The organism is Streptomyces sp. NBC_00075, from assembly GCF_045041225.1.
GTDB lineage: Bacteria > Actinomycetota > Actinomycetes > Streptomycetales > Streptomycetaceae > Streptomyces > Streptomyces adonidis.
On sequence record NZ_CP108243.1, the window covers coordinates 1,214,206 to 1,232,254 of the forward strand.

The 18,049-nt window shown below is 69.4% G+C and carries 22 protein-coding genes and 1 tRNA gene; 16 read left to right on the plus strand and 7 right to left on the minus strand.

Annotation, left to right across the window (positions count from 1 at the left end):
- Nucleotides 1-207: 207 nt before the first annotated feature.
- From OG787_RS05305 to OG787_RS05345, 9 genes are all read left to right on the plus strand, one after another.
- Nucleotides 208-816 (plus strand): nitroreductase family protein, encoded by a 609-nt coding sequence (locus tag OG787_RS05305; RefSeq protein ID WP_369030912.1) that lies wholly within the window; start codon nt 208-210, stop codon nt 814-816.
- 145 nt (nt 817-961) lie between these two features.
- On the plus strand, nt 962-1,996 hold the full coding sequence (locus OG787_RS05310; protein ID WP_405534427.1) for an MDR family NADP-dependent oxidoreductase: 1,035 nt from the start codon (nt 962-964) through the stop codon (nt 1,994-1,996).
- Between the two features lie 66 nt (nt 1,997-2,062).
- Nucleotides 2,063-2,434, plus strand: coding sequence for a MerR family transcriptional regulator (locus tag OG787_RS05315; RefSeq protein ID WP_405540421.1), 372 nt, complete (start codon nt 2,063-2,065; stop codon nt 2,432-2,434).
- A gap of 144 nt (nt 2,435-2,578) precedes the next feature.
- Nucleotides 2,579-2,908: a cupin domain-containing protein gene (locus OG787_RS05320; RefSeq protein ID WP_405534428.1), complete on the plus strand. Its 330-nt coding sequence runs from the start codon at nt 2,579-2,581 to the stop codon at nt 2,906-2,908.
- 9 nt (nt 2,909-2,917) lie between these two features.
- On the plus strand, nt 2,918-4,105 hold the full coding sequence (locus OG787_RS05325; RefSeq protein ID WP_405534429.1) for a phosphomethylpyrimidine synthase ThiC: 1,188 nt from the start codon (nt 2,918-2,920) through the stop codon (nt 4,103-4,105).
- Nucleotides 4,098-4,817, plus strand: coding sequence for a hypothetical protein (locus OG787_RS05330; protein ID WP_405534430.1), 720 nt, complete (start codon nt 4,098-4,100; stop codon nt 4,815-4,817). Before OG787_RS05325 ends, OG787_RS05330 begins: the two co-directional genes overlap by 8 nt.
- Before the next feature lie 6 nt (nt 4,818-4,823).
- Nucleotides 4,824-5,294, plus strand: coding sequence for a hypothetical protein (locus OG787_RS05335; protein WP_405534431.1), 471 nt, complete (start codon nt 4,824-4,826; stop codon nt 5,292-5,294).
- Between the two features lie 12 nt (nt 5,295-5,306).
- Nucleotides 5,307-6,197, plus strand: a complete 891-nt coding sequence (locus tag OG787_RS05340; RefSeq protein WP_405534432.1) for a nucleotidyltransferase domain-containing protein — start codon at nt 5,307-5,309, stop codon at nt 6,195-6,197.
- Nucleotides 6,194-6,778, plus strand: a complete 585-nt coding sequence (locus tag OG787_RS05345; protein WP_405534433.1) for an AAA family ATPase — start codon at nt 6,194-6,196, stop codon at nt 6,776-6,778. Before OG787_RS05340 ends, OG787_RS05345 begins: the two co-directional genes overlap by 4 nt.
- Here OG787_RS05345 and OG787_RS05350 read toward each other — a convergent pair.
- The 3 genes from OG787_RS05350 to OG787_RS05360 form a co-directional block, all read right to left on the minus strand.
- The gene (locus OG787_RS05350; RefSeq protein ID WP_405534434.1) at nt 6,753-7,154 is read right to left on the minus strand and encodes an AMP-binding protein; all 402 of its coding nucleotides are present in this window, start codon (nt 7,152-7,154) and stop codon (nt 6,753-6,755) included. The two genes, OG787_RS05345 and OG787_RS05350, sit on opposite strands and share 26 nt — an antisense overlap.
- Nucleotides 7,114-7,734 (minus strand): condensation domain-containing protein, encoded by a 621-nt coding sequence (locus tag OG787_RS05355; protein ID WP_405534435.1) that lies wholly within the window; start codon nt 7,732-7,734, stop codon nt 7,114-7,116. Before OG787_RS05355 ends, OG787_RS05350 begins: the two co-directional genes overlap by 41 nt.
- Nucleotides 7,735-7,908: 174 nt before the next feature.
- Nucleotides 7,909-7,982: transfer RNA gene (locus OG787_RS05360), tRNA-Pro, on the minus strand.
- Nucleotides 7,983-8,083: 101 nt separating this feature from the next.
- Here OG787_RS05360 and OG787_RS05365 point away from each other — a divergent pair.
- From OG787_RS05365 to OG787_RS05380, 4 genes are all read left to right on the plus strand, one after another.
- The gene (locus OG787_RS05365; RefSeq protein ID WP_369030920.1) at nt 8,084-8,617 is read left to right on the plus strand and encodes a DUF309 domain-containing protein; all 534 of its coding nucleotides are present in this window, start codon (nt 8,084-8,086) and stop codon (nt 8,615-8,617) included.
- Between the two features lie 48 nt (nt 8,618-8,665).
- Nucleotides 8,666-9,463 carry a precorrin-6A synthase (deacetylating) gene (cobF, locus tag OG787_RS05370; RefSeq protein ID WP_369030921.1) on the plus strand — a complete coding sequence of 266 codons (798 nt, stop codon included), beginning with the start codon at nt 8,666-8,668 and terminating at the stop codon, nt 9,461-9,463.
- Between the two features lie 70 nt (nt 9,464-9,533).
- Nucleotides 9,534-11,651: an MDR family MFS transporter gene (locus OG787_RS05375; RefSeq protein ID WP_405534436.1), complete on the plus strand. Its 2,118-nt coding sequence runs from the start codon at nt 9,534-9,536 to the stop codon at nt 11,649-11,651.
- A gap of 92 nt (nt 11,652-11,743) precedes the next feature.
- Complete coding sequence (locus OG787_RS05380; RefSeq protein WP_369030923.1) at nt 11,744-12,265, plus strand: hypothetical protein; 522 nt, start codon at nt 11,744-11,746, stop codon at nt 12,263-12,265.
- Here OG787_RS05380 and OG787_RS05385 read toward each other — a convergent pair whose 3' ends face one another.
- Nucleotides 12,266-13,048 (minus strand): sulfite exporter TauE/SafE family protein, encoded by a 783-nt coding sequence (locus OG787_RS05385; RefSeq protein WP_405534437.1) that lies wholly within the window; start codon nt 13,046-13,048, stop codon nt 12,266-12,268.
- A gap of 211 nt (nt 13,049-13,259) precedes the next feature.
- Between OG787_RS05385 and OG787_RS05390 the strand changes: the two genes are divergently transcribed.
- The 3 genes from OG787_RS05390 to OG787_RS05400 all read left to right on the plus strand — a co-directional run bounded on the left by OG787_RS05390 (nt 13,260) and on the right by OG787_RS05400 (nt 15,021).
- Nucleotides 13,260-14,108: an alpha/beta hydrolase gene (locus OG787_RS05390; protein ID WP_405534438.1), complete on the plus strand. Its 849-nt coding sequence runs from the start codon at nt 13,260-13,262 to the stop codon at nt 14,106-14,108.
- Between the two features lie 115 nt (nt 14,109-14,223).
- Nucleotides 14,224-14,478 (plus strand): WhiB family transcriptional regulator, encoded by a 255-nt coding sequence (locus OG787_RS05395; RefSeq protein ID WP_369030926.1) that lies wholly within the window; start codon nt 14,224-14,226, stop codon nt 14,476-14,478.
- A 60-nt stretch (nt 14,479-14,538) separates the two neighbouring features.
- Nucleotides 14,539-15,021, plus strand: coding sequence for a Dps family protein (locus tag OG787_RS05400; protein WP_369030927.1), 483 nt, complete (start codon nt 14,539-14,541; stop codon nt 15,019-15,021).
- Nucleotides 15,022-15,049: 28 nt separating this feature from the next.
- Here the strand turns inward: OG787_RS05400 and OG787_RS05405 are convergent, their stop codons facing one another.
- The 3 genes from OG787_RS05405 to OG787_RS05415 are packed head-to-tail and all read right to left on the minus strand — an operon-like array spanning nt 15,050 to nt 18,008.
- The gene (locus OG787_RS05405; protein WP_369030928.1) at nt 15,050-15,739 is read right to left on the minus strand and encodes an SDR family NAD(P)-dependent oxidoreductase; all 690 of its coding nucleotides are present in this window, start codon (nt 15,737-15,739) and stop codon (nt 15,050-15,052) included.
- Nucleotides 15,736-16,641, minus strand: coding sequence for a cupin domain-containing protein (locus OG787_RS05410; protein ID WP_369030929.1), 906 nt, complete (start codon nt 16,639-16,641; stop codon nt 15,736-15,738). Before OG787_RS05410 ends, OG787_RS05405 begins: the two co-directional genes overlap by 4 nt.
- Complete coding sequence (locus tag OG787_RS05415) at nt 16,638-18,008, minus strand: amidohydrolase family protein (RefSeq protein ID WP_369030930.1); 1,371 nt, start codon at nt 18,006-18,008, stop codon at nt 16,638-16,640. Before OG787_RS05415 ends, OG787_RS05410 begins: the two co-directional genes overlap by 4 nt.
- Nucleotides 18,009-18,049: the final 41 nt, after the last annotated feature.

Genomic DNA, 18,049 nt, shown 5'->3' on the forward strand with positions numbered 1-18,049 from the left:
CGCCCTCGGCGTTCTGGTGCCCGGCGCTCCCCATGTGGTTACCTGGCCGCATGACCGTGCTCGTGTCCCGCCGCCACGTCGACTACGCACGTGTCACCACCATGGGTTGTCCGTCCGCGAGCTGACACCACGCTCCGGCGTCTCCGGCCTCCGGCCGCCCCCCCCTTCTCGTCACCGCAACCGCGCTGCCCATGAAAGGCACCTCGCATGTCCCCCCGTACCGCGAACACCGCCGTGGCCGTCCACCCCCTGCTCGCCGAACGCTGGAGCCCGCGTTCGTTCGACGCCGCCCACACGATCGGTGACGAGGAGCTCGTCTCCCTGCTGGAGGCGGCCCGCTGGGCTCCCTCCGCCTACAACAGGCAGCCGTGGCGCTTCCTGGTCGGCCGCCGTGGCGACTCGACGTACGAGCAGATCCTCGGTGCCCTCGGGAGCACCAACCGCCGCTGGGCGGGGAACAGCTCGCTGCTCGTCGCGGCGGTCGCCGGGGAGCGCCTGGACGACGGGACCCCGCTGTACGGCTCCGCGTACGACACCGGGCTCGCGGTGGCCCAGCTGTCGGTGCAGGCACACGCGCTGGGGCTGCACACCCACCAGATGGGCGGCTTCGACCGGGACCGGCTGCGCACCTCGCTGGGCGTCCCCGACGGCTACCAGCCCCAGTCCGTCACCGCGATCGGAGCCCTGGCCGCGCCGGACCGCCTCCCGCCGGACCTGCGCGACCGCGAGACCGCCACCCGTGAACGGCGGCCCCTGTCGGAGACCTTCTTCGCTGAGCAGTGGGGCACGCCGCTCCCGGTCCGGCACGAGGACTGAGAGCGCCACTCCGGGCACCCACCGGGCCGGCAGGCTTGCCTCTGACGCATACGTCAGGGATTAGCGTGCGTCGACCGCCACGGCCGAACTGCGGCCGTGGCGCCGATTTCCGACGCCCCGTCAACTGACGCCTGGAGTTGCCGAGATGAGCACCGACACACCGTCCACGACCCGGGAGATCCGACTCGTCGCCATGCCCGGTCACCTGCCCGGGCCCGACCACCTGTCCGTCGTCGAGACGCCGCTGCCCGCGCCAGGACCGGGCCAAGTCGTCGTCCGCAACAGGTACTTCCTCGTCTTCCCGGGGCTGCGCACGCTCATCGGGGGCAAGGCCGACGGCGTACCGCTGCCTCCCGTGCGTGTCGGTGACGCGCTGTTCGGTCCCGCCGTCGGCGAGGTCGTCGCCGTGGGCCCCGGCAGCGGTCTGCGCCCGGGCGACGAGGTGACCCATCTGCTCGGCTGGCGGGAACACGCCCTGCTGGCCGGGACCGACTGCGCACCGCTGGGCGACGCGCTGCCCGACCCCGTGGCGTATCTGTCGTCAGGGGCACCCGCGTACGCGGCGTTCTCCCGGATCGCCGCGGTGCGCCCCGGCGACACGGTCCTGGTCACCGGAGCGGCGGGAGCCGTGGGCACCCTGGCGGGACAACTGGCCAGGCTGCTGGGGGCCGGCCGGGTCATCGGCAGCACCCGCTCCCCGCACAAGGCGGAACGGCTCCGGGCCGAACTCGGTTACGACGCCGTGCTGCTGCCGGGCGCGACCCCGTTCGCCGAGCAACTGGCCGCCGCCGCGCCCGACGGCATCGACGTCCTGCTGGACACGGTCGGCGGCGAGCAGCTGACCGCGGCCGTCGGCGCGGCCCGTCGCGGCGCACGGTTCGCGCTGGTCGGCGCGCTCTCCGGTCAGCTGTCGGCGGACCCGGACGGCGACGGCGCCACTTCCCCCGCGGAGATCGACAGCTTCCGGATCATCAACCTCGGCATCACGCTCCACGGAATCAGCAGCACCGACCTCGGCCCGATCACGGCTGAGTGGACCAAGCGCTTCGGCGAGTGGCTGCGCTCCGGCGAGATCGTCCTGCCCCAGATGCGGATCCCGGGCATCGATCGGGCTCCCGGAGCGTTGCAGGAACTGTTCGAGGGGCGGCACACCGGGACGGTCGTCGTGGAACTCCCGTGACGGTGAGGTGACGGCGCGCTCCTCGAACCTGTGAACGACACGACACGGGTGAAGGCGAGGAGCGGGATGCGGATCGGGGACGCGGCGGCAGCGGCGGGCACGACACCAAGGGCACTACGGTTCTACGAGGAGCGCGGTCTGCTGCCCTCGCCGCCGCGCACGGCAGCCGGACAGCGCGAGTACGGTCAGGACCACGTGGCCCGGGTCAGGGTGATCCGCGAACTGCTCGCCCTCGGGCTCACCGTGGACGACCTGTGCGGCTTCGCCGACCGCATCCCGCTGCTCGTCGACAACCCGAGCCGCCGGTGCAGCGGCTCCGAACCGGACGGCCCCGGCAGCGGCGTCGTGAACCGCAGGCTGGCGGCCCTCGACGCCGAGATCGACCGCCTGACCCGGCTGCGCACCCGGCTGGCGGAGCAGACGGCCGCGCCGAAATAGATAATTGCAGACTGTGCGACAAAAGTACCCTCGCACACCGGCCTGCCGACATCGCTTCACCCATAACACCTGTACTCATAGTCCGCCGGCTGCTATTATCACCCGACTAGGCCTTTGAGTAGATCCGGGCTTCGGGGGGCGAGATTGATCGTCAAAGCGCAGCAAGTGGCCGCACGAAATGTCAATTCCGACTTAGAGATCCTGCCACTGTACAACGGTGCGGGATTTCCTTTCGACGTGGCGCGGGCAAAGCTGGACGGTGAGCATCCGCTTTGCGTCAACCACGTAAGCGACAGAATCTACTACTTCCTCTCCGGCGAAGCGAAAGTAACCGTCGAGGACAGGACCTATGCGGCCGGTCCGGGTGACACAGTGATCGTCCGGAAGGGCGAACCCCACGGGCTCCTCGGATCTGCGGAATACCTTGTGGTGACATCACCCTCCTTCAAACCGGAAAACGAGTCCTGGCTTTAAGGAAGCCGTATGAGGACGATCAGGATCGGCAATCCTGGACGGGGGCGGGAGACCCTCCCCTGCGGTGTGGGTGAGCGAACCGTCATCATCGCGAGCGTCGGCACATCACAGTCTTCGGACTCCACGGGCGACGAGTTCAACAAATGTCTCGCCGCCGCGCGCGCCGGCGCTCAGGTGGTCGCCGACCACAGTTTCTACGGCGACATCGCCGCCTTCCACAACCGCGTCGCGAAAGAAGTGGACGCCTGTCTTTCGACAGTGACCTGCTACGAGTTCGCCGCCAGACACCCGCAACGCGAGTGGAACACCCTCGACGGCCGCCGCATGCTGGACCTCGTCGCCGAACAGGCGGCGCGCGGAGTCGACCTGATGACCATTCACGCGTCCTTGACCCGTGAGGACGCCGCCCATGTCGACGACAACGCCCGGCTCATCCCCACGACGAGCAAGGGCGGCGGCATCATCGCCAACTACATCCGTCTCACCCGTCGCGAGAACCCCTACTTCGAATACTTCGACGACCTCCTGGACATCCTGGCCGAGGCGGGCGTCACCCTCTCTCTCGGTACGACCTTTCGTGCCGCGTCGGTGTGCGACGGATGGGACGAACTCATGGCCGGCGAAATGCGCCGCATGGGAGCGCTGGTCGACCGGGCGCTGGCCCGCGGTGTGCCCGTCATGGTCGAGGGCATCGGACACTCCGCCGTCTCCGCAATACCCACCTACATCCGTCTGGCCAAGGCGTACTGCCGTGGAGTGCCGTACCGCGTACTGCCGATGGCGACCGACAGGGCACTCGGGTTCGACCACATCTCAGGGGCGATCGCCGCCACCGTGGCGGTTGCCAACGGCGCCGACGTGGTGACCGCGATGAGCCGGGCGGAGCATATCGGTCTTCCCACCTGGGTAGATATGGAAGAAGGCATCGTGGCCACCAGGGTGGCCGCGGTCTGTGGGGAACTGACGAAACTCAAGGATTACGAGAGTGAGCGTCGGATGAGCCGCGCCAGATGGGCTCAGGGCTGCAAGGGGGACTGGAGAATGGCCGTTTATCCCGAGGGTGCGGAAAGAGCACTCCAGCAACACGGACGCTTGGACGACCATCTGATCCGGTGCAGCATGTGCGGTGATTTCTGTGGAATCACCGCGGGGATCGCGGCCGTGAACCTCGGCCCCACACGGTTGATCGATGATTGAGTGGATATCCCGTCGGGCCAATCCGGTCACCCTCGGCATCACCTTCCTGACAGCGGCGCTCACCGGGCTCTACACCAACATTCTCACCTCCCGTATGGACGGCGACCGCGGGATCGGATTCGGAGAGGCGTTCGGTAATCTCGGTCTCTGGCATGGACTGCTCCTTCTCGTCGTCGCACTGCTGGTATTGCAGTACAGGATCTCCACGCACACAGAGAGATTTCTCGGCACTCAGTCCGACGACCTGATCGATGAAATCCTGAAGGCGGCGGCACAGTCCCTGATCTTCCCGAACACCCACAGGAACATCCGTGGCTTCGTCAAGGTCTACGAACCCCGGGGTGATCAACTGCGCGTCCGTTACTCCCACAACGCGTACGCCGATGCCGAGCGCATAGTCTCCTATCCCGCCAGTTTCGGGGTGAGCGGGCAGGCATTCACCCAGCAGCACGCGGTCTTCGGCGAATTGGCGCCCGGTCATCTGGACCAGTACGGACCTGAACTCCGGGCCCAGATACACCCCGACATCCGTATGGTCATCGCCGCCCCGCTGATGAGATCGGTGGACGCGCGGACCCGGCCCCTGGGTGTGCTGACCTTCGACAGCACCCTGCTGGCGCACGAACTGGGCATGGAGAAGCCGGAGGCGAAAGCCCTTGTCCAACAATGGGCGGACGTGATCGCCCAGTTGCTGATCGCGAAGGGGATCTGATCAGGGATGCCGATCGAACTCACCCTCACCCCAGGTTTCCCCCGCTACGCCAGGGCCCTGCTGACGACAGCGGCACAGCTCTTCCACCCCGCCGACGGCACGGGGCCCGTCGGCGGGGTGCGCGCGGGAGCGGTCCTGCAGGACGGGAGCGGGCGCGCGTTCACAGCCGCGTCACCGGCGTACCCCGGCGGCCCTTGCGCGGAAGCGGCGGTCCTCGCCTCGGCCCGGTCCGCCGGCGACCCCGATCCGCGCGTCCTCGCCGTGGTGAGCGCCGCCGCACACGGCACCGGCATCGCACTGCCCTGCGGCGGCTGCCGACAGCTCCTGTGCGACGCGGCGTACGCCAACGGCAGGGACATCGAGATCTACTGCGCCGACACCTCCCTCTCCGCCGTCGTCCTGGTCACCGCCACCGAGCTGCTCCCCCTGTCGCCGGGGATCCCGGTCGCCCCCGGCCTTCCCGGCGCCACGGGGTGAGGCGGCCGGGCCATGCGAGAGTACGGATTCGTACGTACCCGGAGAGCCGTCTACCGTCTGTTCGGCCGTCACCATCCCCCCGGCCAGGTCCTGTTGCTCCTGCGCTACTACTGGTCGGCGGGAATGTGGCGCAAACCCCCGGTCTTCGCGGCCGAGGTCATCGCCGGTGACATCCTCGACCGGTACGACCTCCCCCTGCGCGAGGTCCAGCACTACGGCATCACTCTTGGTGCCGGTGCGCCGGATCCGGGCTCGTACGCCGAGTACTTCGACCCGCTGAGGACAGCCGACGACTCCGCGGCCCGCGACATCGCACGATCCGCGCATCTCCCCGAGGGGCAGGTGGGCGTCACCGGCTCCCATCTCGTCGGCCTGGCCCACCCCGGCTCCGACCTGGACCTGGTCGTCTACGGCAAGGACGGCCCCGCCGCCGGGGCGGAGATCCTCAGGGCCAGATCCCTCTCCCACGAGGCCGCCGCCGCGACCTCCACCACCATGCAGAGGCTCCGGGCTCTCAACGGCGCCCCCGTGCCGCGCGAGGACCGGCGCAACATCTTCAAGGGCGCCGTCCGGGAGGGCGCCACCGTACGCAAGCTCGATCTGCACTATGCCATGAGCCCGGAGGATCTCGTGCCGGGCGGTCTGCCCCGAAGCAGCCGGTTGGGTGAGCGGTGGCTCCGCCGGATGACCGTCGTCGAGGCCGGCGACCGCCATCTGTTCCCCGCGCACGTGATCTGCCGTATGGCGAACGGGTACGAGTACCGCACCTGGATCAGCGACCACGTGCTCAGCATGCTCCTGCCCGGCGACCGGTTCTCGGCCGTGTGCACCGAGGTCGCGGTCGAGCCGGACGGTGTCGTCCAGTACGTGGCGCGAGCCGTCACCGAAGTCGACCTGCGGTGAGTGCCGCCACCCTCATAGCGTTCGAGGGACTGAACGGAGTCGGCAAAACCACACTGGCCCGAGCGGTGGCGGAAATACTGAGCCTGCCCTGTGTGGCGACCCCTCCCGCGGCCGCCGCCGCGGCACGCGCCGTCTTCGACGAAGCGCCGTTCTCCCAGGCCGCGTTGTTGTTCTACCTCAGCTGGGTCAAGCACGTCAGCGACGAGGTGTCAGCGGGCCGTCTCGGCCCGGTCGTGCTCTGCGACCGCTATGTCGCCTCCACCCGAGCCTACTTCACGGCGGCGGGCCTGCGCTCGGCCGAACATCTGATCCACGGCCTGGACATCCTCCCGCCGACCCTGACCGTCCTGGTCACGGCCGACGAGCCCGTTCGCCGCAAACGCCTCAGCTCCCGCCCCCGCCGCCGGTCCATCGACCTGTCCACCGAGGACGACGACTTCCGACGAACGGTCCTCGCGGTCTACCGCGACTGCCACCCCCTGTACGAGGCCGACTCGACGACCTGCCCCGCCGAACCCCTCGCCCGCCGCACGGCCGCCGACCTGCATGCCGTCCTCAGGGCGCGGACACAGCGGAGGTGACGGTGGCGAGGACGGGCTGGGCCGACTCGTGCGTGAGAAAGAAGTGCCCGCCGGAGAAGGTGTGCTGGGCGAAGGGGCCGCTGCACACGTCGGCCCAGGACGCGAGGTCCGAGCAGTTCGGGGTCTTCGAGTATCTCCTCCCCAACTCATCGGCCTGCTCGCGCAGCGCAGCATCCGTGAGGACAACATCCGCGCCCGTCTCGACCGTGATCGTCTGACGGTGGGCGAGCGGATAGCGCACGTCCAGCGGCACGTAGAAGCCGCCCGTCTTCATCACCGCGAGCAGCGCCACGACCAGCTCAGCCGAGTTCTCCATCAGGACGGCGACCCCGCGTTCAGGGCCGACGCCCGCCGCGACCAGCCGCCCCTCGCGCACCGTTCCACTCGGTCAGGAACCGCTCCTTCTCACCGGGCAGCAGCACATTCACCTGGCTCAGCGGCCGGTCCGGGGTCTCCACCACATCACGCAGGAAGCCCGCCCACCGGTGGAAGATATCCACCGCGGTCGCTTCGTCGAACACGTCGGTGCTGTACTCGATCAAACCCTCAATCCCCTGAGGCGTTCCGTCCTCGGCAAAGAAATCGAGCATGTTGAAGTTCGGATCGAACTTCGACGTCCCCCAACTGACCTGGAAAGTGGACAAACGCAGGCCGGGAAGCTCCAGTTCTGCCTGCGCATTGTTCTGAAGCGCCAGCATCACCTGGAACAGCAGATTGTGCGCCACCGTCCGCGCCGGGTTGAGCACCTCAACCAGAAGATCGAACGGAACATCCTGGTGGTCATAGGCCGTCAGCGCCACCTCCCGCGCCCGGCCGAGAACTTCAGCGAAACTCGGATCCCCCGACGTGTCCGTCCGCAGAACCAGAGTATTCAGAAACAACCCGACGAGATCGTCCCAACGCATCATCCATGCGCCCGGGGACCGGCGTACCGATCGGAATGTCCGTCCCCACACCAAGCCCCCTCAGCAAAGCCGCCAGGCTCGCCTGAGGTTTCTACGGCTACCCCGTTGGGGAGGTTCACTGACTCCGCCCGAAATTTTTGAACCTGACCCCGACCGGTCCCCAAAATGATCGAGGGGCGGTTTCGGATTTCTCCGAAACCGCCCCTGACCTGCGACTCGTTCGAGTCGGGACGACAGGATTTGAACCTGCGACCCCTTGACCCCCAGTCAAGTGCGCTACCAAGCTGCGCCACGTCCCGGTGCGTCCATCCGCGGTTGCCCCGCGTGATCACGCGAACAGAACTTTACCCCACGTCAGGGGCTGCCCCGAAGCCGACGGGATCCGCGCGACAATCGGTGTATGGGCAGTGCATCGGAGCGTCGGGCGGCAGTGGGCGGTCGGGATCGGGACGAGGAGGGGCGGGCGCGCAACGCCCGGCCCCGGGACGGGCTCGGGCGCCCGCTGCCGTACGGCGAGCACGGGGTGGCCCGGCAGCCCGAAGGCGTCGTACGCCGTCCCGAGGAGACCGTCGCCGAGGCCCAGGCGCTGCTGGACGCGGGGAAACCGTTCCACGCGCACGAGGTCTTCGAGGACGCCTGGAAGTCGGGCCCTGATCAGGACCGCGGCCTGTGGCGGGGGCTCGCGCAGCTGGCCGTGGGGCTCACGCACACCGCGCGCGGGAACGTCACCGGCGGGGTGCGACTGCTGCGGCGCGGCGCCGGTGCGGTCGAGGAATGGGCAACCGGGGATGCGCGTTCGAGGCCGTACGGGATGGACCTCGCCGGGGTCGTGGCCTGGGCGCGGGAGCTGGCGGCGGAGGTGGAGCGGGACGCCGTGGCCGTCGACGCGGGGGCTCGGGCGCCGCGTCTGTCGGGCGGTACGGCCGGCGGCTGACCAGGGGCGACCATCGCGTTGTCAGTGGGGTGGGGCAGACTCGGGGGCGTGCGGAAGATTCATGTCATCGGTATCGGCGCGGGCGACCCCGACCAGCTCACCCTGCAAGCGGTCAGGGCGCTGCGGAGCACCGACGTGTTCTTCGTCCTGGACAAGGGCGAGGCCAAGTCCGACCTGGTCGGGCTGCGCAGGCAACTGCTCGACACGCATGTGCCGGAAGGGACGTACCGCCTGGTCGAGGCGCGCGACCCGGACCGCGACCGGACGGCCGGGGGCGGCGCGTACGCCCCTGCCGTCGGGGACTGGCGCAGCGCCCGGGCCGAGATCTACGAGCGGCTGATCGCCGGGGAACTCGGCGCGGACGAGAGCGGGGCGTTCCTGGTGTGGGGCGATCCGTCGCTGTACGACAGCACGCTCGGGATTCTGGAGGAGATCCTCGGGCGGGGCGCGGTGGAGTTCGAGTACGACGTCGTGCCCGGCATCAGCAGTGTCTCGGCGCTCGTCGCCCGGCACCGCACCGGGCTCAACCGGGTCGCGCGGCCCGTCCAGATCACCACCGGGCGGCGGCTGGCCGAGGGTTTCCCCGCCGGTGTCGACGACGTGGTGGTGATGCTCGACGCACATCAGGCCTTCCGGGAGTACGCCGGTGAGGACATCGACATCTACTGGGGTGCCTACATAGGCACCCCGGACGAGATCCTGGTCTCCGGGCCGATCGCCGAGGCCGGTCCCCGCATCGAGCGGCTGCGCGCGGAGGCCCGGGAGCGCAAGGGCTGGATCATGGACACGTATCTGCTGCGGCGGAATCCCGAGGTTCGCGCGCCCGGGAACCCTTACCCGGAGTAGCCGTGATCGGTGGCGCCCGAGCGGACCGTCACCCCTTGCACGGGTGCACCACCGGTGTGATCGTGACCTCGTGACAGTCGCCGAGGACACCGCGCCTCCCGCCGCAGCGCAGCCACCCGTGCTGGACCGCCGCCGACGCAACGTCGTCTTCGTCACGATCATGCTCGGCATGCTGCTGGCGGCCTTGGACCAGACGATCGTCGGCACGGCCCTGCCGACGATCGTGTCGGACCTGGGCGGTGCCGAGCACATGTCGTGGGTGGTGACGTCGTATCTGCTGGCGGAGACCGTGGCCACGGTGCTCGTCGGCAAGTTCGGCGACCTGTTCGGCCGGAAGGTGGTCTTCCAGGTCTCGGCGATCGTCTTCATCACGGGGTCGTTCCTGTGCGGGCTGGCCACGAACATGACGCTGCTGATCGCCTGGCGGGCCTTGCAGGGCATCGGCGCGGGCGGGCTGATGGTCACGGCGATGGCCCTGATCGCGGATGTGATCCCGCTGCGGGAGCGCGGCAAGTACCAGGGCGCGATCGGGGCCGTGTTCGGGGTGGCGACGGTCATCGGGCCGTTGCTCGGCGGTCTGTTCACGGACCATCTGACCTGGCGCTGGGCGTTCTACGTCAACGTCCCGATCGCGATCGTCGTCGTGATCGCGGCCGCCCGCACCATCCCGGTGGTGAAGTCGGCGGTGCGGCCGGTCATCGACTATCTGGGCATCACGTTCGTGGCGATCGGCGCCAGCGCGCTGATCCTGGCGACGAGTTGGGGCGGCACCGAGTACGCGTGGGGTTCCGGCGTCATCATCGCGCTGTTCGTCGGCGGCGCCGTCTCACTGGGCCTGTTCTGCTGGGCCGAGTCCCGCGCGGCCGAACCGACGCTGCCGATGCGGCTGTTCGCCAACCCCGTCTTCACGGTCTGCTCGATCCTCAGCTTCATCGTCGGCTTCGCGATGCTCGGCGCGATGACGTACCTGCCGACCTTCCTCCAGTACGTGGACGGCGACTCGGCGACGGTCTCCGGCGTACGGACCCTCCCCATGGTTCTCGGCCTGTTGATCGCGTCGGTCTTCAGCGGCAACGTGGTCAGCAAGACCGGCCAGTACCGCTACTTCCCGATCATCGGCTCGGCGGTGATGGGTGTGGGCCTGTATCTCCTCTCCCTGATGGACGCGTCGACGAACACCTGGCTGGCCTCGCTGTACATGTTCGTCCTCGGCACCGGTATCGGCCTGGGCATGCAGGTGCTGACGATCGCCGTGCAGAACACCGTCGAGTACGCCGACCTCGGCACCGCGACCTCCGGCGTCACCTTCTTCCGTACGCTCGGCAGCTCGTTCGGCACGGCGGTCTTCGGCACGATCTACACCAACTCGCTGACCCCGAACCTCTCCGAGGGCATCGAGGAAGCCGTACGCACGGGCGCGGCGGACACGGCCACCATCACCCAGGCGGCGACCAGCCCGGAGGGCCTGCACAACCTCCCCTCCGAGGCGGCCGATCCGATCATCCACGCATACGCGGACACCATCCAGACCGTCTTCCTGTGGACCGTGCCGGTCGCGCTGGTCGGCTTCGTCGTCGCCCTGTTCCTGAAACAGGTCCAGCTGCGCGACAGCGCCCGTATGGCGTCGACGGACATGGGCGACGGCTTCGCGAAGCCGTCGACCGCGGACTCACGGCGCCTGCTGGAAGCCTCCGTCGGAAAGATCATCGGCAGTACGGATCTGGACACCGCGCGCCGGATCGTCAGCGACTCCGACACCCGGCTCGACATCGCGGGCGCCTGGGCCGTCATGCAGGTCGAACTGTTCACCCGCATGGTCGGCCACGCGAGCCTGGGCCTGATCGCGGCCCGCCGCCATATGCCGCCCGAGGTACTCCTCCCGGTCTTCGACCGCATGGTGGAGGAGGGCTACCTGACCCGCACGGGCACCTTCTTCTCCCACACGGAGGCCGGGGCCCGCGAGGCACAGGTGATCGGCAAGGCATGGGGCGCCTGGCTGGCCGGCCGAGTGGAACAGGACCTGGGGCACCCCTCGGGCGACGACCTGCGCACCGCGGTGGACACCATTGCCAAACGCCTCCTGGTGGAGGACCTCAGCAGCGGCTTGCCGAGCCGGCCTGCGGCACTGGCGGGTTCGGGTTCGGGTACAGGTGGGGGGACGTCCGGTTCCCAGCCGAGGCAAGGGTGAGCCACGGACAGGTGTCGGACGTCCGGCTGCGGGAGGCCGTCGCCTCGACAATCCAGGTGCCCCGAGGCCGGGGTCGCGGCCATACTCCTGTCATGTCCCCGACCCCGGTCCGCTTCCGCGATCCCCGCAGCACGGTGTACGACTTCATCGGCTCGGTACTGGTGCGCTGCCCGCGTTGCGACCGGACGGCCCATGTCCAGCGGAACCCGCACGAGCCGGACCTGGAGCCCTCGTCGGTGCTGTTCGCGCCGCGGCGTCTCGTGTGCACCGGCTGCGGGCTGTCCCGTACGTGGTCCGGCCGATCGGTCAGCTTCTCGGGCAGCTCGGCCGCCCCGGCGCGCGACCCCTACTTCGGCATCCCGGTCCGGCTACAGACGGAGACCCGCCACGGATGGCTGTGGGCGTACAACCTCGAACACCTCGCCCACATCAGGCAGTTCGTCGCCGCCTCCCTGCGCGAGCGGGCCCCCTGGTACGACACCGGTCGGAAGATGACCCTGGTCGCCCGGCTACCGGTATGGATCAAGAGCGCCAAGAACCGGGACGAGGTACTGCGCGCCGCCGACCGCGTCCAGGCAACTGTGAGCACAAGCCGCCACCCGAACCCCCGCTGATCAGCGGAGCAGCAGCTGCGCCCCGCCCACCACCGTCGCCGCGATCACCAGTTGTTCGAACAATCGCTGGTTGATTCGGCTCACAGCCCATTTGCCGATGAACGCCCCGGGGATCACGAACACCACGAGTGCGGCGTCAAGGAGCAGGGAGTGGCCGTCGATCAGGCCCAGGCCGGCGCTGAAGGGGACCTTCGAGACGTTGACGATCAGGAAGAAGAACGCCGACGTGCCCAGGAAGCCGAGCTTTCGGAAGCCGGCCGACAGGAGGTACATCGACATGACCGGGCCGCCCGCGTTGGCGACCATCGTCGTGAAGCCGCCGAGGACTCCGTACGAGCGGGCCTTGATACGGCCGGCGGGTGTGCTCACCGCGTCCGGATCGTCCTCCTCCGCTTCCGCCTCCGCCCGGCGTCGGCGCCACACCGTCACCCCGGCCATCAGCAGCAGGATCGCCCCGATCGAGGTCCGTACGACCTCGTCGTCAGCCCACACCAGGAACACCGTGCCGACGACCACGCCCACCGCGACCGCCGGGAACAGTCGCCACAGCGTCGGCCAGTGGGCGTGTCTGCGGTAGGTCAGGACGGCGAGGACGTCCCCCGCGATCAGGATCGGCAGCAGTACGCCGGTGGACTCGCGGGCGGGCAGGACGGCCGCGAAGATCGCCAGGCTGACCGTGTTGGCCCCGCTGACGGCGGTCTTCGAGAAGCCGACGAGCAGCGCCGCGGCGGCCAGCGCGGCGAACTCCCAGTGCGTTATGTGCCAGAGCGTCATCGTGTTCATGCGGAGACCGATGCTATGCCCACCGAACTGGCCGCCGTAAGGAGCGTCTCGCCAGGTGACCCCTGCCCCACGTGGCCCCTGTCCGAGTCGGACCATCGACGGTGGCCGACGCGTCACCGTGGACCGGCCGCCCCTCCCCTGGGAAGATCCAGCCACACCCTTGCGCGCAGCACCTTCCACTCACCCCGTCCACGACGCAGCCGGAGGAGCCATGGCCGAGTTCCGCGAGTACGTCCTCACCGGCACCAGAGGTGCGATCGCCGTCCGCGAATGGCCCCGCCCCGCCCCGAGCGATTCCGAACGTCCGCTCGAACCGCCCCGCTATCTCGCCCTTCTCTCCCACGGGTACGCCGAACACGTGGGCCGCTACGAGGAACTCGCCGACGTCCTCGTGGCCCACGGCGCGACCGTCCTCGGCCCCGATCACCAGGGGCACGGCAGGTCGGCGGGCGAACGGGCGGTGATCGACGACTTCGAGGACGTCGTCACCGATCTGCACACCGTCGCCGACCTTGCCCGGGCAGCCCACCCCGGCGTACCGGTCGTCCTGATCGGCCACTCCACCGGCGGTCTCGTCGCGGCCCGCTTCGCCCAGCGGTACCGCGGTGAACTGGCCGCTCTCGTGCTCTCCGCGCCCGTGCTCGGCAACTGGGACCTCCCGGGGCGGCTGCTCGCGCTCGACGAGATCCCCGACCGGCCCATCAGCCCGGCCGCGCTCTCCCGCGACCCCGCGGTCCGGGCGGCGTACGCGGCGGACCCGCTGGTCTGGCACGGTCCGATGAAGCGGCCGACGTTGGAGGCCTTCGTACGGACGCTGGAGACCGTCGCGAAGAGCGGTGACATCGGAGCGCTGCCGCTGCTGTGGCTGCACGGCGACGACGACCGGCTCGTCCCGCTCGCCGGGAGCCGCGTCGGCGTCGAGGAGCTGCGCGGCTTCGACTGGACCGAGCGGATCTTCCCGGGCTCCCGGCACGACGTCTTCCTGGAGACGAACCGGACGGCGGCCTTCAACGAACTGACCGCCTTCATGGACCGCGTGCTCGCCACCCGGGTCGCATGACCCCGTTCCCGCCCGGCTGATCCCCCTCCCCTCCTGCCCCCGCTCACCCTTCCCCCGCTCCACGCGGCCGATTCCCTCACGTTTCCGCCCATCCGTCCTGGGAACCCGCGTCCCCATGGAGTGGTTGCGGCAAGCAGCCTGCGCGGGAGAGGACCCGGAACTGTTCTTCCCCGTGGGCACGGCAGGGCCGGCGCTGCGGGACATCGCCACCGCGAAACGCGTGTGCGCCCGCTGCCCGGTGGCCGCGCAGTGCCTGGACTGGGCCCTGCGCAGCGGCCAGACGTCGGGTGTGTGGGGCGGCACCTGCGAAGACGAACGCGCCGAGCTGCTCCGTCCCGCCAGAGAAACCGCCAGAGACCGGGTCCGGTGACGGGAGGACGGGAAACCGGGCCACCGCAGCACACACGCCGTATCACGAGGAGGAGCACCCATGACTGTCGTCAAGAGCAGCCTGCCCGAGCCGGAGCGCCGGATCACCGGTGACGCCCTGCAAGGGACCCTGGTGGATCTGCTGGCGCTGTCGCTGATCGGGAAGCAGGCCCACTGGAACATCGTGGGGCCGAGGTTCCGTTCGATACATCTGCAACTCGACGAGGTCGTGACGGCGGCCCGCGGGTTCTCCGACACCGTCGCGGAGCGCGCGGCGGCGCTCGGTGTGCCGCCGGACGGCCGTCCCGAGACCATCGCCTCGTCCCTCCCGTTCCAGGACCCGAAGGACGGCTGGCTACAGGACACGGAGGTCGTACAGCTCCTTGTCGACGCGCTGGCGACGGCGATCGGCCGTCTGCGCGAGCGCATCGACGCGACGGAGAAGGCCGACCCGGTGACCCAGGATCTGCTGATCGGCATCACGGCCGAACTGGAGAAGCAGCGCTGGATGTTCGAGGCGGAGAACGCACAGCACGCCAACTGACCTGCTCCTCTTCGGACTTGCGGACTGCTCACCCCAACAGCCAGCCCCCGTCCACGCTCAGGTCGATCGCGTTGACGGACCGGTTGCGCAGCAGGAAGTCCACGGCGTCCACCACGTCGGCCATCGTGGCGAGTCGGCCAGCGGGTGTGCGGGCGCGCAGGCCCTCCAGCACCTCCGCGGGCTTGTTCCGCCAGTACGGGCTGTCGCCGACCACCCCCGGGTGCACGGCGTTCACCCGGATCGGCGCGAGTTCGACCGCGAGGGTACGGACGAGCCCGGTCACGCCTGCGTTGACGGTCGCCACCGTCGTCGCACCCGGGTAGGGCCGTTCCTTGGCCTGACCGCCGAACAGCACGATGGCACTCGCGTCGTGGAGACGCGGGCGCAGCGTGTGCACGACCTCGGTGTAGCCGACGAGTTTGAGGGTGACGAGATGGAGGGCCGCGTCGATGTCGTACTCGGTGACCCGGTTCTCGTCACGCGAGACACCGGCGAGGACGAGATGGTCGACCCGCTCCACGTCGGCGAGCGCGGCGGCGATGTCCCGAGGCCGCGAGAGGTCGAGGGCCAGCCCCCGGGCGCCGATCTCCTTGCCCACCGTGTCGGCGCGATCGGCGTCGCGGCCGGTGAGGACGACCTCGTCGCCGCGTTCGACGCGGGCGCGGGCGAACTCGCGGCCGATTCCGGACGTACCGCCGACAACGACCACACTGCTCATGCCCGTTCCTCCCCGTCGCCCGCGTTGCCCAGTACGTCCCTCAGGTGGTCCCAGTCCCGGGTGAACCGGTAGGAGTGGCGCGGCGGTGGCTGCGGGGCCTGGGTCTCCAGCCAACGGACGGGCCCGTCACCGGCGTTGGTGAAGCCGTGCACACAACCGGCGCCCGCCCAGGCCGTGTCGCCGGGGCGGAGGCGATGACGTTCGCCGTCGAAGGTGGCGTCGACCACCCCTTCGAGGATCAAGTACGTCTCCTCGAAGGGGTGGTCGTGCGTCCCGGCGACGCCGTCGGGCGCGTACTGCACCATGAACATCGTCGACGCGACCGCACCCAGATCGCTGTCGACCATCATCTTCACGGTGATCCCGCTGTAGACGAGCAGCGCGGTGCGCATGCTCGCCGACACGGCCAGGAGATCCTGGGACTGTTTTCCGGGGTCCATCTGGGCGGGCTCGAAGTGGCCGAACGACCGGGTACGCGGGTCGCGTACGTCGATCCGCACGGGCTCGCGCTCCGGCAACGCGAGCACGGCCCAGGTGTCGTGCCCGTAGCGGGCGCGCGGCACGGGCGCGAGCATGTCGGCCCAACGCCCGCCCGTCCCACCGGAGTTGTCACCGCGCCAGGCATGCGCCACGCCGGTCGGGAGGAGCCCGTAGTCGCCCTCCTCCAGGAGGTACGAGCCCTCGGGCACATCGAGGATCACGCTCCCGTCGAGCACATGGAAGCTCTCCTCGTACGAGTGCACGTGCGCGCCCACCGCGCCGTCCGGCCGTATCTCGCACAGGCCGAAGCCGGTGTGTACGCTCCCGTCCTCCTCGCCGATGACCGTGCGGCGTCTGAACCCGCCGCTGTCGTACGGGAGTTGCGGCGCATCCGCCGCGTACCGCACCACGAAGTCCGTCATGCCCCGTTCCTCGCCGCCTTCGCCGCATGTTCCGCCTTCGCGGCCAGCAGCCGGTCACGGGACTCCTCGACGAGCCGCCTGGCCCGTCCGGTGTCGGCGAGCAGTTTCCCGTCGCGCTTGAGCACGGCACCGTCGACGATCACCGTCTCGACGTTGGACACGTCCGCCGACAGGGTCACCGCGGCGGTCGCGTCGTGCACCGGCGCCATGTTCAGGGCCGTCGCGTCGAGTGCGACGACGTCGGCACGCTTGCCGGGGGTCAGGGAGCCGGTGCGGTCTTCGAGGCCCGCGACATGGGCACCGTTGACCGTGGCCAGCTCCAGCATCTGACGTGCCGTCAACATCGTTGCGGGAACCGGGACATCGGCCTGCCAGGACTCGGCGTTCACGCGAGCGCGTTCGGCGCCGAAGGCCGCGCGGATCTGGGTGAACATGTCGCCGGGCACGGTGGTGACGACGTCGATGCTGAGCGACGGCCGCAGTCCGTGCTCGATCGCCTTCATGACGGGCGGCCAGCCGTGCCCCATCTGCGTCTCGACCTGCGGCGCGATCGACACCGTACCGCCGCTGTCGGCGACCATCCGCCACTCGTCCTCGCTGAGGTAGCAGCAGTGGATGTAGGTGGTGTCGGCGCCCAGCAGGCCCAGTTCGTGGAGCTGCTTCACCATGCCGAAGCGGCCCGCGAGCCGGCCCATGGCGACGTGCACGGTGATCGGGATGTCCAGTTCGCGGGCGAGGGCCCATTCGGCGGTGACGACGTCGTTGGTGCAGAAGCCGGGGCCGCGCGTGGCCAGCGCCATCGTCAACAGGCCGCTGTCGGAGGCGAAGTGGCTGGAGCGGATGCGCCGTACGTCGTCGCCCGGTATCGCGATCTTGCTCTCGAACCAGTAGTCGGCGAGGGAGGTGTTGGCGCTGCCGTAGGCGTACTGGGCGCGGATTCCCGTCTCCGTGAGGGCCTTCACGGCGGCGTCCGGGTGCTCGGGCGTGTTGTTGATGTGGGACCAGTCGACGAGGGTGGTGATGCCGGCGTTCAGGCATTCCAGCGCGCCCGCGAGGTTGCCCGCGTACACGTCCTCGGGGGTGTAGAGGGGGGCGAAGGTGTCGAGGACGTCCACGAAGTAGTCGTCGAGGGTGGCGTCGGGGGCGCAGCCGCGGATCGGCGCCTCCCAGGTGTGGCGGTGGGTGTCGACGAAGCCGGGGATCACGATGCGGCCCGTCATGTCGAGCACGTCGGCGTCCGCGCCGATCTCGCGCTGGACCGCGACGATCCTCCCGTCCTCGATCAGGACGTCGCCCTGGGGCAGTTCCCCGATGTCGGGGTCCATGGAGATCACATGGCCGGAGCGCAGAAGCAGACGATCGGTCATCGCCCTTCCTCCCATGGAGAGTTGGTACGGATCTCGGTAGG

What these genes read in the sequence shown, in the direction of transcription:
- OG787_RS05335 (WP_405534431.1), top strand. Translation starts at nt 4,824, where the DNA reads ATGCCGATCGAACTCACCCTCACCCCAGGTTTCCCCCGCTACGCCAGG.
- OG787_RS05385 (WP_405534437.1), bottom strand. Translation starts at nt 13,048, where the DNA reads ATGAACACGATGACGCTCTGGCACATAACGCACTGGGAGTTCGCCGCG.
- OG787_RS05415 (WP_369030930.1), bottom strand. Translation starts at nt 18,008, where the DNA reads ATGACCGATCGTCTGCTTCTGCGCTCCGGCCATGTGATCTCCATGGAC.
- OG787_RS05305 (WP_369030912.1), top strand. Translation starts at nt 208, where the DNA reads ATGTCCCCCCGTACCGCGAACACCGCCGTGGCCGTCCACCCCCTGCTC.
- OG787_RS05330 (WP_405534430.1), top strand. Translation starts at nt 4,098, where the DNA reads ATGATTGAGTGGATATCCCGTCGGGCCAATCCGGTCACCCTCGGCATC.
- OG787_RS05410 (WP_369030929.1), bottom strand. Translation starts at nt 16,641, where the DNA reads ATGACGGACTTCGTGGTGCGGTACGCGGCGGATGCGCCGCAACTCCCG.
- OG787_RS05340 (WP_405534432.1), top strand. Translation starts at nt 5,307, where the DNA reads ATGCGAGAGTACGGATTCGTACGTACCCGGAGAGCCGTCTACCGTCTG.
- OG787_RS05405 (WP_369030928.1), bottom strand. Translation starts at nt 15,739, where the DNA reads ATGAGCAGTGTGGTCGTTGTCGGCGGTACGTCCGGAATCGGCCGCGAG.
- OG787_RS05310 (WP_405534427.1), top strand. Translation starts at nt 962, where the DNA reads ATGAGCACCGACACACCGTCCACGACCCGGGAGATCCGACTCGTCGCC.
- OG787_RS05315 (WP_405540421.1), top strand. Translation starts at nt 2,063, where the DNA reads ATGCGGATCGGGGACGCGGCGGCAGCGGCGGGCACGACACCAAGGGCA.
- OG787_RS05395 (WP_369030926.1), top strand. Translation starts at nt 14,224, where the DNA reads ATGGAGTGGTTGCGGCAAGCAGCCTGCGCGGGAGAGGACCCGGAACTG.
- OG787_RS05325 (WP_405534429.1), top strand. Translation starts at nt 2,918, where the DNA reads ATGAGGACGATCAGGATCGGCAATCCTGGACGGGGGCGGGAGACCCTC.
- OG787_RS05380 (WP_369030923.1), top strand. Translation starts at nt 11,744, where the DNA reads ATGTCCCCGACCCCGGTCCGCTTCCGCGATCCCCGCAGCACGGTGTAC.
- OG787_RS05400 (WP_369030927.1), top strand. Translation starts at nt 14,539, where the DNA reads ATGACTGTCGTCAAGAGCAGCCTGCCCGAGCCGGAGCGCCGGATCACC.
- OG787_RS05390 (WP_405534438.1), top strand. Translation starts at nt 13,260, where the DNA reads ATGGCCGAGTTCCGCGAGTACGTCCTCACCGGCACCAGAGGTGCGATC.
- OG787_RS05365 (WP_369030920.1), top strand. Translation starts at nt 8,084, where the DNA reads ATGGGCAGTGCATCGGAGCGTCGGGCGGCAGTGGGCGGTCGGGATCGG.